The following is a 14,592-nucleotide window of genomic DNA, read 5'->3' as shown; positions in this document are numbered from 1 at the left end:
AGGGTCTTTGCCTACCGTGGCGCTCCGACGTCACGCTCGCGCACGCGTGACACCATCCATCCCGTCTGGCAGCAGGTACGCCGGCTGGGTGTCTCGGAGCTCCCAACCCCCCCACGCCCCCGAAGCCCCCCACGCCCCCGAAGCCCGACAAGCCCGGTCCCTCCGTTCCCGTCCGGTTGCTGACCATCAACGACCTCCACGGCAACCTGGAGCCCCCGACCGGGTCCAGCTCCCGGATCCTCGACCCGAACGGCGCGAACGTCGACACCGACGGCTCGCTCACCGGCATCCCCGGCGCGAAGTACTCGATCGCGGGCGGCGCGTCCTACCTGGTCGCCCACCTCAAGCAGCTGCGCGACCCCAACACTCTTCTCGTGGCCGCGGGCGACCTCATCGGCGCCTCGCCGCTGCTGTCCGCCGCCTACCATGACGAGCCGACCGTCGCCCTGCTCGACAAGCAGGGCCTGGTCACCTCCTCGGCCGGCAACCACGAGTTCGACGAGGGCATCGACGAGCTCAACCGCATCATGAACGGCGGCTGCCACCCGGTCGACGGCTGCTCCCCGGCCGGCACGTGGAAGGGCACGAACTTCGACTACCTCGGGGCGAACGTCGTCAAGGAGAGCAACGGCGACTACGCCCTGCCGCCCTACTTCGTCAAGAAGATCCACGGGGTGGACATCGGCTTCATCGGCCTGGTGACCCAGACCACCCCCAGCATCGTCACCGCCGCCGGCATCAAGGGCCTGCAGTTCACCGAGGAGGTCGCGGCGGCCAACAAGGTGTCCAAGGAGCTCGCCAAGCGGGGCGTCAAGGCGCAGGTCGTGCTGGTCCACGAGGGCGACAACATCACCCCCAACCAGGACCCCAGCTCCTGCCCTGTCGTCCCCGGCAACGGCTCGCGGATCGCCACCGGCCTCGACCCGCAGATCGACCTGGTCATCAGCGGCCACAGCCACCAGGCGTACGTCTGCACGGTGAAGGACCCGGCGGGCCAGGACCGCGTCTACACCCAGGGCTCGTCGTTCGGCCGGGCGATCACCCAGATCGACTTCCAGGTCGACCGCAAGACGAAGGACATCGTCCGCTCCAGCGTCGTCGCCAAGAACAACGTGGTGACCCGCACCGTCACCCCGGACCCCGAGACCGAGGCGTACATCAAGACCTGGCAGGAGCGGGTCTCGACCGTCGCCAACAAGCCGATCGGCTCGATCACCGCCAACATCGGCCGCGGCACGAACGTGGGCGAGACCCCGCTGGGCGACCTGATCGCCGACGCGCAGCTTGAGGCGACCAAGGACGGCGGCAACGCGGAGATCGCGCTGATGAACCCGGGCGGCGTCCGCACCGACCTGTCCTACGCGCAGAGCGGCGCCGAGGGCGACGGCGTCGTGACGTACGGCGAGGCCTTCCAGGTGCAGCCGTTCAACAACCTCATGCAGGTCGTCACGCTCACCGGGGCCCAGCTCAAGGCGCTGCTGGAGCAGCAGATCTGGACGGTCGACCCGGTGACGGGCGGCCTCACACAGCGGATCCTGCAGCCGTCCTCGTCGCTGACCTACACCTTCGACACGACGAAGCCGGTGGGCTCGCGGGTCTCCGACATCAAGATCAACGGCGCCGCGGTGACCGACACCCAGCAGATCCGGGTGGCCGCCAACAACTTCCTCGTCGGCGGCGGCGACGGCTTCACCGTCTTCACCCAGGGCACCGACCTGTGGAGCGGCCCGCTGGACATCGACGCGTTCGTCGCCTACATGGGCGCGCACTCGCCGATCGCCCCGCCGGCGACCGGCCGCATCAACCTCATCCAGTAATCACGAGAAACGGCGACGGCCCGTCCCCCTGGAGGGGGGCGGGCCGTCAGCGTCTGGCGGGTTCGGCCTCGTTCTGCTCGCCGCGGTCGGGGACGAAGCGGTAACCGACGTTGCGTACGGTTCCGATGAGCGCCTCATACTCGGCGCCCAGCTTGGCCCGCAGGCGCCGTACGTGCACGTCCACGGTGCGGGTGCCGCCGAAGTAGTCGTAGCCCCAGACCTCCTGCAGCAGCTGGGCGCGGGTGAAGACCCGGCCCGGGTGCTGCGCGAGGTATTTCAGCAGCTCGAACTCCTTGAAGGTGAGGTCCAGCGCGCGCCCGCGCAGCCGGGCCGTGTAGGTCGCCTCGTCGATCGACAGGTCGCCGCTGCGGATCTCGTCGGGGACCTCGTCGGCGGCGGCCAGCGACAGCCGCCCGACCGCCATCCGCAGCCGGGCCTCGACCTCCGCCGGACCCGCGGTGTCGAGGATCACGTCGTCCGCGCCCCACTCCGCCGTCATCGCCGCGAGGCCGCCCTCGGTCACGATCACCATCAGCGGACAGGTGACACCGGTCGTGCGCATCAGCCGACACAGGCTCTTGGCCTGCACGAGCTCACGGCGCGCGTCCACCAGGATGGCGTCCGCCGGGGGAGTGTCGATCAGCGCGGAGGCCTCGGCGGGCGCGACCCGCACCGAGTGCAGCAGCAGTCCGAGTGCCGGGAGCACCTCCGCCGACGGCTCCAGAGCGTTGGTCAGCAGGAGCAGATTGCTCACATGAGCCTCCTCGCACCATGTCGGCTCGGCGCCGTTTGCAGCACTGAAAACCGCGACAGCCGTTCAAACACGTAAGGACCCGGGGGCCACATCGCCCGAGTCCAATAATTCGTAGGGTAGCCCACACGAAGTTTGCGTCCAATGTGCGTCACCCGTGTGAACAACACGTCACGTGGTTTACCGCCGTAACGTGACGGTGACGGAGAGCTTCCGCGGGGTGACGTGAGAGTGAGGGGAACGGTACGCCATGGCCAGGGGAACCATCCGCTACTGGGCGGCGGCGAAGGAGGCCGCCGGCGTGCCGGAGGAGCCGTTCGACGCCGAGACGCTGGGAGATCTGCTCGCGGTGATCTCGCGCAACCCGGCGATCGAGCGCGTGTTGCGCCGGTGCTCCTTCCTCGTCGACGGCGCCCCGGCCGGCACGCGCGATCCGGCGACGATCGACCTCCCCGACGGCGCCGTGGTCGAAGTTTTACCCCCCTTCGCCGGGGGATGAGCGACCTTACGTGCCTCTCCCGTCGATCTTTGCCCCTCGCGTCGCCCAGAGCGGCACCTCGCCGCGTTGTCGTCGTCGCCCGTAGCCTCCGGCTACGAGCTCCTCCTCCGCCTTGCGATGCACCACTCTGGACACCGCTCGTTTCGGGCAAATCTTGCCGGTCAAGGCACTACCCTGATCGCAAAGGCGCCTTCGGAGGGGTCGGATGCGCAAGTTGGTCGTCGCCGTGGCCCTGCTGGCCATCGCGCTCGTCGTGCTCGACCGGGTCGCCGTGATCGGGGTGCAGCGCGAGATCGCCCGCCAGATCGAGGCCAAGTATGACCTCGAGGAGACCCCTTCGGTGCAGGTCAAGGGATTGCCGTTCCTCACCCAGGCCATCTCGGGGCGATACGAGGAGATCAGCATCGGCATCGGGAAGGTGGAGCGGGAGGGCGTGGAACTCGAACGAATCGACGCCACCGTCTACGGCGTCACCGCCCCGCTCTCCGACCTGATCCAGAACGCCGCGACCACGGAGATCAAGGCCGACCGCGTGACGGGCACCGTGGTCATCTCCCGGCAGACCCTGTCGGCCCGCGCGCCGCGCGGCATCAAGGTCGAGGGCACCGGCGACGACAAGATCCGCGTCTCGGGCAACGTGCCCGTGCTCGGAAACCAGGTGCCGGTCACCGCCGACATGAAGATCCAGGTGGTCAAGGGCGGGATACGGCTCACGCCCGCGAGCGTGAAGATCGCCGGAGGCATCCCCGTGCCTAACCCCGAGCGGTTCATCTCGTTCACGGTGCCGGTGAAGGACCTGCCGCTCAACCTCAGGATCACCCGCGTGAAGTCGACGAGCGAAGGGCTCGCGGTCCAGGGCACCGCGTCCGATGTCCCCCTTCGATGAGCCCCCGCGTGACGATGGTCACACCGCCGAACCGTCGCGGTCCGGCGTACGTGATGAGGGTGTGAGTCCAGCCGGAACAGCCGACGAGGAGCTCATACGCGCACTTTGGGAGGATCACGGAGGGCCGCTGTACGGCTACGTGCTGCGGCTGACCGGTGATCCGGGCAGGGCGGAGGACGTGGTGCAGGAGACGCTGCTTCGGGCCTGGCGGCATCCCTCCGGGCTCCAGGGACGTCCCGTTCGCGCGTGGCTGTTCACCGTCGCCCGCAACCTCGTCGTCGATCAGCACCGGGCCCGCAAGTCCAGGCCGCAGGAGACGGGGGACGAGGCGCTCGCCGTGCTGCCCGCCGACGACGAGCTGGAACGGGCCGTCGAGTCGTGGGGGATCGCGGAGGCGCTGGCCTCGCTCAGGGCGGAGCACCGCGAGGTGCTCCTGGAGACGTACTACCGGGGGAGATCGGTGAAGGAGGCGTCGGAGATCCTCGGCATCCCGCCGGGAACGGTGAAGTCGCGGACCTACTACGCCCTCCGGGCGCTGAAGCTCGCCCTGGAGGAACGGGGGCTGGCGCCATGACCTGCGAGGAGGTGCGGATCTCGCTCGGCTCGTACGTGCTGGGGGCGCTCGACGACGCAGAGACCGCCGAGGTCGAGGCCCACCTGGACACGTGCGCGGCCTGCCGGGCGGAGCTGTCCGAGCTGTCCGGGCTGCCGCCGCTGCTGGCCCGCGTGTCGGCCGAGGACATCGAGCGCGCCGCCGCGCCGCCGCGTGCCGTGCTCGACGGCGTCTTCGCGGGTGCGACGACGAGCGCGCCCCAAGCCGCGCAGTCCGTGCCCGAAGCCGTGTCCTTGGCGCTGGACGCGGTGGACGCCCCGCCCGCGCGTCGCGGGCGCCGATCCCGGGTGCTGCTGGCGCTCGCCGCGTCCGTCGTCGTCGCGGCCGCGGGTGGTACGGCGTGGGTGTCGGCGACGCTGCGGGGGACGGAGACGACGACGGCGGCGGGGTCGGCCGCGGCGGCCCCCGCCCAGGCGGACCAGGCAGGTCAGGGAGAGATGGCCCAGGACCAGTCGGCCCAGGACCAGTCGGCGAAGGATCAGAGGGCACAGGATCAGCGGGTGCAGGCCGACAGGTCGGCGGAGGCGCTCGTGGAGCCCTTCGCCGCCAAGGAGCCCCCGACGCCCATGCACTCGGCCGCGTCGTCGTCCGTGCCCTCGGCCGAGTCCTCCGCCGGGGGGGTGGCGCGAAAGGTCCAGCCGCCGCCCGCCGAGACGCCCGTGGCCGCGTCGCCCGTGCCGTCCGAGGTGCGCGGGAGCAGCGGCGACGTACGGATCGTCGTACGGCTCGTGCCGCACGACGGCGGCACGCAGGTCGTCGCCAGGGTCGCCGGCGTCCCGGCGGGCACGGTCTGCACGTTGCGCGCGGTGTCCAAGGACGGCGAGGTATCGACCCTCGGCAGCTGGACCGTGGGCAGGGGCGAGCTCCGCGGCCAGAACATGGTCCTCGAAGGCTCGACCGCGCTGCGCCCCGGCCAGATCGACCGGATCGAGCTCACCGACTCGGCCGGCCGCGTCCTGGTGACCGTCAGTCTGTGACCCTGCCGTTATCCGGCGCGGGAATCGGCCGCACCGGGCGTACGGTTGCAGACGGTGATGGCAGGAATCGCGACCCTCGCGGCCACGCTCGTGCTGGGCGTGGTCGTCGGGCTGCTCCTGAGACGGCGCGACGGAAGGATGCGGGTCGTGGGACACGCCGCGGTGACGAGTGTAGATCTCGGTGCCGACCTCGGCGAGCGCGCCACGCTCGTGCAGTTCTCGACCGCGTTCTGCCAGCCCTGCCGCGCGACCCGCCGCGTGCTGGACGAGGTGGCCGGCATGGTCCCCGGCGTCCGGCACGTGGAGATCGACGCGGAGTCGCGCCTCGATCTGGTGAGGCGCTTCGACGTGCTGCGCACCCCGACCGTGCTCGTCCTCGACGGGGCGGGCAACGTGGTGAAGAGGGCGTCCGGCCAGCCGCGGAAGGCCGACGTCATCGCCGCGCTCGGGGCGGCCGTGGACGGCGCGTCTCACGGGCCGTCTCAGCCATCGGACAAGGTGTGACAGATGCCGAGACGGAAGGTACTGTCGTGGTCATGACTCCCACGACAGAGCTGCTCACGAAGCGGCGCGCGGTGGACTTCTGCCGCGTGGCGACATCGCTCTGTCGCATGGCCTGAGGGTGATTCCTGCGGCTTCGTGCCGCGTTCCAAGAATCCTTCAGGAGCATCCCCACGATGCAGATCGACCCTCGTGGCCCGCGTTTCGGCGCGGCCGTGACCAGTGTGGTCCTCGCGGTCGTACTGGTCACTCAGAATCCCTGGCTGCTCGCCGCGCAGGCGATCGTCTTCGCGCTCGGCGCCGCTGACGCGTCGCCGTACGGGCTGGTCTTCCGCCGGTTCGTACGGCCGAGGTTGAGGCCGCCGGCCGAGATGGAGAACGCGGCGCCACCGCGGTTCGCGCAGGCCGTCGGGCTGGGGTTCGCGGTCGTGGGACTGATCGGATTCGCGGCGGGGATCACCGCCCTGGCCTTGGGTGCGACAGCAGCGGCACTGCTGGCCGCCTTCCTCAACGCAGCGTTCGGCTTCTGCCTGGGCTGCGAAATGTACCTGCTCATTCGCCGTCTACAACCTGGGAGAATCCAATGAGCCGCTCCGCCGTTCTGGTGGACGCCGACTGGGTCGAGGCCAACCTCGACACGCCGGGTGTCGTGCTCGTCGAGGTCGACGAAGACACCAGCGCCTACGACAAGGGTCACATCCGCGGTGCCGTGAAGATCGACTGGCGGGCCGACCTGCAGGACCCGGTCCGCCGTGACTTCGTCGACAAGGCCGGTTTCGAGGCGCTGCTGTCGTCGCGCGGCATCGCCAACGACGACACCGTGATCCTCTACGGCGGCAACAACAACTGGTTCGCCGCCTACGCCTACTGGTACTTCAAGGTCTACGGCCACGAGAACGTCAAGCTGCTCGACGGCGGGCGCAAGAAGTGGGAGCTGGAGTCCCGCGAGCTGGTGACGGACGTCGTCGAGCGCCCGGCCACGCAGTACGTCGCCAAGGAGCCCAACAACGACATCCGCGCCTTCCGCGACGACGTCGTGGCGGCGATCGGCAAGCAGAACCTGGTCGACGTCCGCTCGCCCGACGAGTTCACCGGCAAGCTGCTCGCCCCGGCCCACCTGCCGCAGGAGCAGGCGCAGCGCGGCGGCCACGTGCCCACCGCCCGCAACATCCCGTGGTCGAAGGCGGCCAACGACGACGGCACCTTCCGCTCCGACGACGAACTCCGCGAGCTCTACTCCGGCGCCGGCGTGGACCTCTCCAAGGACACCATCGCCTACTGCCGCATCGGCGAGCGCTCCGCGCACACCTGGTTCGTGCTGCACGAGCTGCTCGACCAGCCCAACGTCAAGAACTACGACGGTTCGTGGACCGAGTACGGCTCGCTCGTGGGCGTGCCGATCGAGCTAGGGGAGGCCCGCTGATGACCACCATCCAGGGTTGCGCTGCTCCTGAGCAGACCGTCGCGCTGCCGGCCGGCATCGACCTGTCCAACCAGGCCGTGATCCAGGGCGTCGTCTCCGGCGCCGGCACGGCGTACGCCCGCCTGCTGGACCACAGCGGCGAGTTCACCGGCGAGGTCGTCGTCTCCGACGAGGGCATCTTCCGCTTCTTCGCCGCGCCCGGCCAGTGGACCGTCCGCATCATCGCCGGCGGTGGCGTCACCAAGGACGTCCCCGTCGAGGCCAAGCTCGGCGAGGTCGCCCAGCTCTCGGTCACCGTCTGATCCACCGCTTCACCAGAAGGCCGGTGCGTTCCCACGAACGCACCGGCCTTCTGCGTTTCCTGCCGACGACTAGTATTACGTGCTACGTGTAATACGTGATGGGGACGAGCGCGATGCGACTGAACAGCAAGGGACAGGTGACCATTCCCGCCGAGATCCGGGAGAAGTACGGCCTGCACCCCGGCGACGAGGTCGACGTGATCGAAGTGGGGAACACCCTGCAGATCGTGCGCCGGGAGAGCAGCAGCACGCGGGGCAGCCGGGCCGCGCAGCGACTTCGGGGCAGTGCGACGACGTCCATGACCACGGACGAGATCATGGGGCTGCTGCGTGACGAGTAGCCCCCTGCGCGTCGTCCGCGAGCAGGTCACCCTCGTGGATTCCTGCGTCCTGCTCGACGTCGCCACCGATGACCCCAAGTGGGGGGCCTGGTCTGCCGATGCCCTGGCCCGGACGCTGGACGAGGGACGTCTGGTTCTCAATCCGGTCGTCTACTCCGAGGTGTCGGTCGGCTTCTCGAGCATCGAGCGCCTTGACGAGGCGTTGCCGCCCGAGGACTACGAGCGTGAGGACGTGCCCTTCGAGGCGGCCTTCCTCGCGGGCAAGGCGTTTCTCGCCTATCGCAGACGCGGGGGCGAGAAGAGGTCGCCGCTGCCCGACTTCTTCATCGGCGCGCACGCCGCGGTGCGGAAATACCGGCTACTCACCCGTGACACCACCCGATATCGGACCTACTTCCCCACAGTCGAGCTCATCGCTCCGTAGGGGGGACCGAGAGCCGATAGCATGCGGCAGGTGTCCGGAACGTCCGCACTTGCCGCCCCTCGCCAGGATGCCGCGCCGCGCCGGGCCTCCTGGACGATTTCGCCGTACGCGTTGCCGCTGAACGCCCTGCGGATCCTCGCCAGATGCGCCCTGCCGCTGATCCTCTGGTTCTCGGCCGGACGGCTGGTGCGGTGGGCGCTGCTCCTGCTGGCCGCCACCATCTCGCACGGCTCGTGGTATCAGGCCCGGCTGGTCCTGACGATGTTCCTGTTCACGCTCGTCGTGATGACGTCGCTCGCCACGACCGTCGGCATGCTGTACGTCGTCCGCGAGGCGTTGATGGAGACCCAGGCCCGGCGCGCGGGTGGCGAGGCCAAGGAGAGCCTGCTCAACGCGCTGAACCGGACCGCGCTCGTCTTCGCCGGCATCTACACGACCTGGGGGTTCGTCGCCGACGACGCCCGGGAGTTCGCCGACATCGACATGATGCGGCAGCCGGACCGCTACGTGCTCGACGCGGGAAGCGGCAACGACAGCGGGGTGGCGGCCGGGCTGCTCAACCTCGATCCGAAGGTCTCCCTGGCGACGATGATCGTCGCGTACGTGGTCAAGTGGTACTTCGGCCGTCGCCACGAGGCGGGGGAGGGCCGTTTCTCCGGCATCCTCGCCACGTTCGGGGAGCTCGCGTTCGCGTTCTACGGGCTCAACGCGATCGCCGCCGCCGTCGGGGCGCGCTCCGACTGGATCGGTCAGCGGTCCGCCGTCGCCGCCTGGCACGACTTCGCGGCCAACGCCGAGGAGAGCGTCCCGGGATGGAAGCCGGCCGCGGAGTGGCTGGGCGGCGTGTGGCCGCACGTCGTCGACGCCCTCGCCATCCCGCTCACATGGCTGACGATCGGCATCCTGGTCTACGGCGCGTACGCGGAGGACACCCGCACCACGATCAGGGGGACGCGCCTGGAGCAGGCGGCGGTCCACCTGGAGCGCACCCACAACTGGACGCGTCTCGCCCTCGCGAAGCTGAGCGCCGGCTGGACCGCGCGATGGATCCCGCTGCTCAACTCACTGCGCCTGACGGTGAGCGGGGGCGCCCCGCTGTTCGGGCTGTTCGCCCTCTGCTACGTCGGCCTGGACATCGGCGGCGACTATCTCCTCAGGGCCGGCCGCTATCTCACCGCAAGCGAGCAGCCGTACCTGTGGTTCGCGACCGGTGAGCCGGTCGTCTACGTCGTGGACCTGATCGTGCCCCTGACGACGATGTGCCTGATCGCCGCCACGTTCGACCTCGCCGCGACCCGCCGCAGGCTCATCGCCGGAACCGGAGAACGTGATCGTCCCGCTCCGTCGAGCTGAAGGCGGCCTTCACGAAGTCTTCGGCGGACTGATCGGGCACGTCGCGGTAACTGCTCGGCCGTAGGACGACCTCGACCTCGTCGGCCACGGGCGGCGGCACCACGCCCATCATCTCCAGCCGATAGGGCGTGCCGATCTTGTTGTCCTTGACGTCGGGCGGCGTCTCGTCGTTCACCTTCTCCACCTGCCACGTGCGCCCGGCCCGGTCGGTGAACTTGACCTCCGCCGGTGCTCCGTGGCGAATGGCGCCCTCGGCGTCGAGCGCGGTCCTGGTGATCAGGATCTTCAGCCACTGGCGATCGGACCGCTCCGGCTTGCCGGTGGGATCCTTGATCTTCTCCACGGTGGCCCGCCATGACACGTGCTGCCAGACTCCCGCCTGGCCGGGCTGCACGGTTTGGACGATGTCGGCGGGCCGGCCGTACCTGTACGCCTGGTAGCCGAACGCCGTGGGGGCGCCGACGGCGAGCACGACGGACAGCACGGTTCCCCCCACGAGCAGGCTCGTACGCCGCTTGGGCGCGGCCGGCTCCTCCGGGGAAACCTCCGCGGGAACCTCCACGGGCGCTGCCGCGGGCGGCACCCTGGGCGGCATCCTGGGCGGCTCCGCGGGAGGCTCAGCGGACGACGGAGCGGGCGCGAGCGCCCCGGGCGGCGGCTGCCGGTTCGTCCGCAGCGCGGGGAAGGGCTGGGTGGACCTGTCCTCCCCCTCGGGCTCCTCGGGTTCAAGGGGCGGCCACACCCGCAGGTCGGTCGGCGGCTTCAGCGTGCCGGGGATGGGTATGGAGGGCGGCGCCGTCGGTACGGGCGGGGGAAGTGCCCCGCTGTAGGTGATGTCGGAGGGCTGCTCGGCCGGGGGCGCGAACCAGTCGCGGGCGTCGGGGCCGTTCCTCGGCGGGGTTCCGTCCATGGGCGTCTTGGTCATCGGCTCGCGCTCACGAGAGAGTGGTAGTCCTCCGCCTGTGAGATCAGCCGGCCGGCGGCGGCACCGGACAGCCCCAGGTCGATCTGCGCCTCGGGCGCGTAGTTGTCTCGCACCAGCGGGCTGACCGGAGGGATGAAGACGAGGTTCGCGCCCGGCACCGCGTCTTCGGGCACCTCGAAGACGAGCAGCCCGCTCGACCAGAACCCGGGCTGGATGTACTTGTTGAACAGCGTCAGGGAGTCGCTGACCTTGTCCGTCGGGTCATAGCGCCGGCCGTCCGCGGTCAGGAGGACCGGGGGGCTGAGCCTGCTCAGCTTGAAGGGCTCGCGCGCGCTCGTCGCCGAGACGTCGACCAGCAGGAACAGGTTGCTCGTGGCCACCTTGGACACCTTGTTGGAGTAGTCCGTGGTGTCCACGGCGTGAGCGGCCGTGACCGACAGGGCCTTGACGGTGAAGCGCTTGGTCTCCACCGTCTCGCCGATCCGGCCCTTGTAGGTCAGATAGGAGGTGCGCTGCTCGAAGGACACCGAGAAGTTCTGCTGTGCGTAGACCGCCGCCGCCGCGAGCACGATTCCCGCCACTCCGGCGGCGATCCGCCGCCCCACACCGCGCCGTGGCGGCTTCTTCCGCGCCGCGCGCCGTGCCGTGCGGCTCTCCACCTGGGTGATCGTCATCAGGTGCTCTCCTTCCGCACGGGAAGGGTGATCCGCGCGGCGACGTCGGGCTCGAAGTCGCCTTCGCCGTCTTCGTTCTCGCCGACGAGGAACCAGTAATGGGTCTGGTCGCGCATGCCGACCGTTTCGTACGCGAACGAGCCCACGTCGAGGCTGATCTCCGAGGGTGCGATCGCGGTGGGCTCGAGTTCGTACTTCACCACGACCGTGGTGGTGATCCCGGGTTGCAGCTGGTGGCTCTCGACGCCGAGACTGAGCACGGCGACGTCGGGGCCGTACTTGGTCTTGATCTCCGGGCGGGTCCGCAGCAGGGAGCTGGCGAAGGTCGTGCTCTGGTGGAAGCCCTTGCCGGGCTCGGGCATGACGCCGACCGAGGCGGTCTCCGTGCCCATGTTGGTGACCTTGAGGACGAGCTCCAGATAGCGCCTCTCGGTGTCGAAGTCGCCCTTCTCGGTGGTGTCGATCGCCTTGATGAACTGGGTGTGGAACTGCCCCTGGTCGATCACGTCCCCGGGCGAGACCGTGGGCGGCGGCTTCTCCGGGGCCTCCTCGAAACCGCCGAGTGCGGCGGTGACGCCGATGCCCACCACGGCCAGCGCGGTGGCGACCGGGACGAGGACCGGGCGTCGTCGGCGGGCGCCATTGGGGGATGACGTCATGGCAAGCGATCGTAGTACGACCACAGTTGCCCCATTGGTCGCATTGGTGCGGTCCCTCGCGCGGAAATACGTCCGAATGGCGAGAAGCGCGCCCTGACAGGGCTTCCAGCTCCTACGCTGAGACCGAGGCGGACATGGAGGGCCCGTGGGCGACCCGCACCCCGAGCATGCCCAGTTGCAGGCGGACCGGATCTACCTGGGCTGGCAGTACGCACTGCTGTACCCGGATCCCGGACCGCCGCCGAAGCGACCGGCGAGGGAGGACGTCACCGAGCCTCCGGTGGACACCGAGTGGGTCCACCGGGAGCGGCTGCAGAAGGATCTGCTCAACCGCCCGGTCAAGATCTTCCGTACGTTCATGGCCGTCGTGGCCGCCGGGATCCTGGTCCTCGGCGTGACCGGCCTGCTCACCTGGTCGTTCGTGCTGCTCGGCCTGGTCGCCGCCGGAGGCGTGGCCGCCATCTGCACCTACGCCATCCGGCAGGGCGACCGTACGGTCAACGAGCGGCTCGACGAGCGCCGGCGCAAGGCGCTGCGCGAGCAGGAACGCCGCCAGCGCGAGATCGTCATGGCCCAGGAGGAGCACGCCGCGAAATACCGCGACTGGGCCGAGAAGAAGAACCGCTTCGATCGGCAGATCACCTGGTATGCCGTGGCGGTGCCCGACGACATCGACCGGGTCGACGTGGCCGGGGGCACGCTGACCGGCTGGTCGGCGCTGGTCACGTTGATCGGCGCGACCCGGCTCTACAGCGGCGGCCACCTGACCGTGCTCGACCTGTCGGAGGGCGCGATCGCCAAGGACCTGATCGAGCTGGCGCGCAGGGGCGGGGACGACCCGCTCGTCTGGGTCCTCCCGGTGGACCTGCCCCGGCTCGACCTGGGCGCGACGCTCAAGCCCGAGGCGTTCGCCGACGTGCTCGCCCACGTGGTGAGCGTCAGCGAGGAGACCAGCAGGGACATCGGCTTCGACAACGCGATCCTGGAGCGCGTGCTGGAGGTCCTGGGCGAGAACGCGACGATCAGCCAGGTCACCGCCGCCCTGCGGGCGCTGGCCCAGGTGGGCGACCCGCGAGACGACATGAAGGACGGCCTGCTCACGGCGTCGCAGCTCGAACGCATCGGCACGCTGTTCGGCCGGGGCGTGGCCGACCGGGTGGTCATCGAGCGGGCCTGGGCGCTGGAGTCACAGCTGCGCAAGCTGGAGACGCTGGGCTCCCAGGCCGTACGGCTGCCGCCCGCGCGGCTGCGGGTCGTCAGCATGGACCGGCAGGCGGGGGTCTTCGGCAACCGGGTGCTCGGGACCTACGTCGCGACCGCGCTCACGCACATCCTGCGGCAGTCGCCGGCCAGCGAGCGGCCCTGGTATCACACGATCATCGTGGCGGGCGCGGACAAGCTGCGCGGCGACGTGCTCGACCGGCTCATGGACGCCTGCGAGACCTCGCGCACCGGGCTCGTGCTCACCTACCGCAGCCTCACCCCGACCGTGCGGGAACGGCTCGGCCGGGGACACGCGGCGGTCGCGTTCATGCGCCTGGGCAACGCCGAGGACGCCCGGGTGGCCAGCGAGCACGTCGGCACCGAGCACCGCCTGGAGCTCGCCCAGCTCACCGAGACGTTCAGCACGGCGGTGAACGGCCCGAGCGGCTACTACACCTCCACCGTCGGCGAGAGCCGTACGGAGGGGGAGGAGAAGGGCGAGGGCGACCTGCGCGAGGACATCACCGAGTCGACCGAGTGGGGGCGGCGCGCGCCCACGGTGGCCGACGGGGTCCTCCAGCGGTCGCGGGAGTTCCTGGTCGAGCCGCACCAGCTCCAGCAGCTCCCGACGACCTCCGTGATCGTCACCTATTCGACGGCGGAGGGACGCCAGGTGCGCCTCGCGGACGCGAACCCGGCGATACTCACCTTCCCCAAAACGACGCTGGGCGAGTTCGAGGAGATCCGGCGGGCCGCCCTCGCGCCCCCGGAGCCCGAGCCGGAGCCGGAGGAGCCCGTGCTGCCCGACGTTCCCCCGAACCTGGGCCCCCCGCCGCCTCGCCTCGACTGGCGCAAGCGGTCATGAGGGGGCCCGCGTCAGATGTCCGTGCCGCCCGTGCCGCCCGTGCTGCCCGTGCTGCCCGACGTTCCCCCGCTGCGCTTCCCCACGGTCGGGCCCCCGCCGCCCCGGCTCGACTGGCGCAAGCGGTCATGAGGGGGCCCGCGTCAGATGTCCGTGCCGCCCGTGCCGCCCGTGCTGCCCGTGCTGCCCGACGTTCCCCCGCTGCGCTTCCCCACGGTCGGGCCCCCGCCGCCTCGCCTCGACTGGCGCAAGCGGTCATGACCGCCTCCGAAACGTCGTACGCGCCCATGACACCGTCCGCTCTCGGTAAGGGCATCGTCAACAGGGGTGTGCGGCCGTGATCGTTCGAGGAGTCTCTCCCCTGTTCGTCGTCACCTGAGGG

At 70.1% G+C, this 14,592-nt stretch carries 17 protein-coding genes; 13 read left to right on the top strand and 4 right to left on the bottom strand.

What is annotated here, in order from left to right; all coding sequences use genetic code 11:
- Positions 1-176 precede the first annotated feature (176 nt).
- Positions 177-1,817: a bifunctional UDP-sugar hydrolase/5'-nucleotidase gene (locus FLV34_RS32225; protein WP_205831062.1), complete on the top strand. Its 1,641-nt coding sequence runs from the start codon at positions 177-179 to the stop codon at positions 1,815-1,817.
- A 46-nt stretch (positions 1,818-1,863) separates the two neighbouring features.
- On the opposite strand, the gene FLV34_RS32220 is transcribed toward FLV34_RS32225, so the two are convergent.
- On the bottom strand, positions 1,864-2,571 hold the full coding sequence (locus FLV34_RS32220) for a response regulator transcription factor (protein WP_030510419.1): 708 nt from the start codon (positions 2,569-2,571) through the stop codon (positions 1,864-1,866).
- A gap of 247 nt (positions 2,572-2,818) precedes the next feature.
- On the opposite strand from FLV34_RS32220, the gene FLV34_RS32215 reads away from it, so the two are divergent.
- The 11 genes from FLV34_RS32215 (at position 2,819) to FLV34_RS32165 (ending at position 9,887) form a co-directional block, all read left to right on the top strand.
- Positions 2,819-3,067 carry a MoaD/ThiS family protein gene (locus FLV34_RS32215; protein ID WP_142651512.1) on the top strand — a complete coding sequence of 83 codons (249 nt, stop codon included), beginning with the start codon at positions 2,819-2,821 and terminating at the stop codon, positions 3,065-3,067.
- A 205-nt stretch (positions 3,068-3,272) separates the two neighbouring features.
- A complete protein-coding gene (locus tag FLV34_RS32210) occupies positions 3,273-3,953 on the top strand; it encodes a DUF2993 domain-containing protein (RefSeq protein WP_142651511.1) in 681 nt (226 codons plus the stop codon).
- 61 nt (positions 3,954-4,014) lie between these two features.
- Positions 4,015-4,527 carry a sigma-70 family RNA polymerase sigma factor gene (locus tag FLV34_RS32205; RefSeq protein WP_244313069.1) on the top strand — a complete coding sequence of 171 codons (513 nt, stop codon included), beginning with the start codon at positions 4,015-4,017 and terminating at the stop codon, positions 4,525-4,527.
- Entirely contained in the window at positions 4,524-5,543 is a 1,020-nt protein-coding gene (locus FLV34_RS41870) for an anti-sigma factor (RefSeq protein WP_222709695.1), read from the top strand. The genes FLV34_RS32205 and FLV34_RS41870 overlap by 4 nt, the downstream gene beginning before the upstream one ends.
- 138 nt (positions 5,544-5,681) lie before the next feature.
- A complete protein-coding gene (locus FLV34_RS32195) occupies positions 5,682-6,047 on the top strand; it encodes a thioredoxin family protein (RefSeq protein ID WP_261985979.1) in 366 nt (121 codons plus the stop codon).
- A 173-nt stretch (positions 6,048-6,220) separates the two neighbouring features.
- Complete coding sequence (locus FLV34_RS32190) at positions 6,221-6,631, top strand: DUF4395 domain-containing protein (RefSeq protein WP_147944882.1); 411 nt, start codon at positions 6,221-6,223, stop codon at positions 6,629-6,631.
- The gene (locus FLV34_RS32185) at positions 6,628-7,467 is read left to right on the top strand and encodes a sulfurtransferase (RefSeq protein WP_142651507.1); all 840 of its coding nucleotides are present in this window, start codon (positions 6,628-6,630) and stop codon (positions 7,465-7,467) included. The genes FLV34_RS32190 and FLV34_RS32185 overlap by 4 nt, the downstream gene beginning before the upstream one ends.
- The gene (locus tag FLV34_RS32180) at positions 7,467-7,769 is read left to right on the top strand and encodes a DUF1416 domain-containing protein (protein ID WP_142651506.1); all 303 of its coding nucleotides are present in this window, start codon (positions 7,467-7,469) and stop codon (positions 7,767-7,769) included. Before FLV34_RS32185 ends, FLV34_RS32180 begins: the two co-directional genes overlap by 1 nt.
- A gap of 113 nt (positions 7,770-7,882) precedes the next feature.
- Positions 7,883-8,110, top strand: coding sequence for an AbrB/MazE/SpoVT family DNA-binding domain-containing protein (locus FLV34_RS32175; RefSeq protein WP_142651505.1), 228 nt, complete (start codon positions 7,883-7,885; stop codon positions 8,108-8,110).
- Positions 8,100-8,534 carry a type II toxin-antitoxin system VapC family toxin gene (locus FLV34_RS32170; protein WP_142651504.1) on the top strand — a complete coding sequence of 145 codons (435 nt, stop codon included), beginning with the start codon at positions 8,100-8,102 and terminating at the stop codon, positions 8,532-8,534. The genes FLV34_RS32175 and FLV34_RS32170 overlap by 11 nt, the downstream gene beginning before the upstream one ends.
- A 30-nt stretch (positions 8,535-8,564) precedes the next feature.
- Positions 8,565-9,887: a hypothetical protein gene (locus FLV34_RS32165; RefSeq protein WP_147944881.1), complete on the top strand. Its 1,323-nt coding sequence runs from the start codon at positions 8,565-8,567 to the stop codon at positions 9,885-9,887.
- Here the strand turns inward: FLV34_RS32165 and FLV34_RS32160 are convergent.
- From FLV34_RS32160 to FLV34_RS32150, 3 genes are read right to left on the bottom strand one after another with little or no spacing between them, the layout of a single operon-like run.
- Positions 9,841-10,812 (bottom strand): hypothetical protein, encoded by a 972-nt coding sequence (locus FLV34_RS32160; protein ID WP_147944880.1) that lies wholly within the window; start codon positions 10,810-10,812, stop codon positions 9,841-9,843. The two genes, FLV34_RS32165 and FLV34_RS32160, sit on opposite strands and share 47 nt — an antisense overlap.
- Positions 10,809-11,486: a DUF4352 domain-containing protein gene (locus FLV34_RS32155; RefSeq protein ID WP_147944879.1), complete on the bottom strand. Its 678-nt coding sequence runs from the start codon at positions 11,484-11,486 to the stop codon at positions 10,809-10,811. The genes FLV34_RS32160 and FLV34_RS32155 overlap by 4 nt, the downstream gene beginning before the upstream one ends.
- Positions 11,486-12,145, bottom strand: a complete 660-nt coding sequence (locus FLV34_RS32150; protein WP_142651500.1) for a hypothetical protein — start codon at positions 12,143-12,145, stop codon at positions 11,486-11,488. The genes FLV34_RS32155 and FLV34_RS32150 overlap by 1 nt, the downstream gene beginning before the upstream one ends.
- Before the next feature lie 145 nt (positions 12,146-12,290).
- Between FLV34_RS32150 and FLV34_RS32145 the strand changes: the two genes are divergently transcribed.
- A complete protein-coding gene (locus tag FLV34_RS32145) occupies positions 12,291-14,213 on the top strand; it encodes a hypothetical protein (RefSeq protein ID WP_142651499.1) in 1,923 nt (640 codons plus the stop codon).
- Positions 14,214-14,592: the final 379 nt, after the last annotated feature.

It is taken from the genome of Microbispora sp. CSR-4 (genome assembly GCF_008033685.1).
Lineage (GTDB): Bacteria > Actinomycetota > Actinomycetes > Streptosporangiales > Streptosporangiaceae > Microbispora.
The sequence above is the reverse complement of the archived record's forward strand: the minus strand, read 5'-3'. Positions and strand labels throughout refer to the sequence as shown.

What these genes read in the sequence shown, in the direction of transcription:
- FLV34_RS32155 (WP_147944879.1), bottom strand. Translation starts at nt 11,486, where the DNA reads ATGACGATCACCCAGGTGGAGAGCCGCACGGCACGGCGCGCGGCGCGG.
- FLV34_RS32210 (WP_142651511.1), top strand. Translation starts at nt 3,273, where the DNA reads ATGCGCAAGTTGGTCGTCGCCGTGGCCCTGCTGGCCATCGCGCTCGTC.
- FLV34_RS32195 (WP_261985979.1), top strand. Translation starts at nt 5,682, where the DNA reads ATGCGGGTCGTGGGACACGCCGCGGTGACGAGTGTAGATCTCGGTGCC.
- FLV34_RS32180 (WP_142651506.1), top strand. Translation starts at nt 7,467, where the DNA reads ATGACCACCATCCAGGGTTGCGCTGCTCCTGAGCAGACCGTCGCGCTG.
- FLV34_RS32215 (WP_142651512.1), top strand. Translation starts at nt 2,819, where the DNA reads ATGGCCAGGGGAACCATCCGCTACTGGGCGGCGGCGAAGGAGGCCGCC.
- FLV34_RS32190 (WP_147944882.1), top strand. Translation starts at nt 6,221, where the DNA reads ATGCAGATCGACCCTCGTGGCCCGCGTTTCGGCGCGGCCGTGACCAGT.
- FLV34_RS32175 (WP_142651505.1), top strand. Translation starts at nt 7,883, where the DNA reads ATGCGACTGAACAGCAAGGGACAGGTGACCATTCCCGCCGAGATCCGG.
- FLV34_RS32150 (WP_142651500.1), bottom strand. Translation starts at nt 12,145, where the DNA reads ATGACGTCATCCCCCAATGGCGCCCGCCGACGACGCCCGGTCCTCGTC.
- FLV34_RS41870 (WP_222709695.1), top strand. Translation starts at nt 4,524, where the DNA reads ATGACCTGCGAGGAGGTGCGGATCTCGCTCGGCTCGTACGTGCTGGGG.
- FLV34_RS32160 (WP_147944880.1), bottom strand. Translation starts at nt 10,812, where the DNA reads ATGACCAAGACGCCCATGGACGGAACCCCGCCGAGGAACGGCCCCGAC.
- FLV34_RS32185 (WP_142651507.1), top strand. Translation starts at nt 6,628, where the DNA reads ATGAGCCGCTCCGCCGTTCTGGTGGACGCCGACTGGGTCGAGGCCAAC.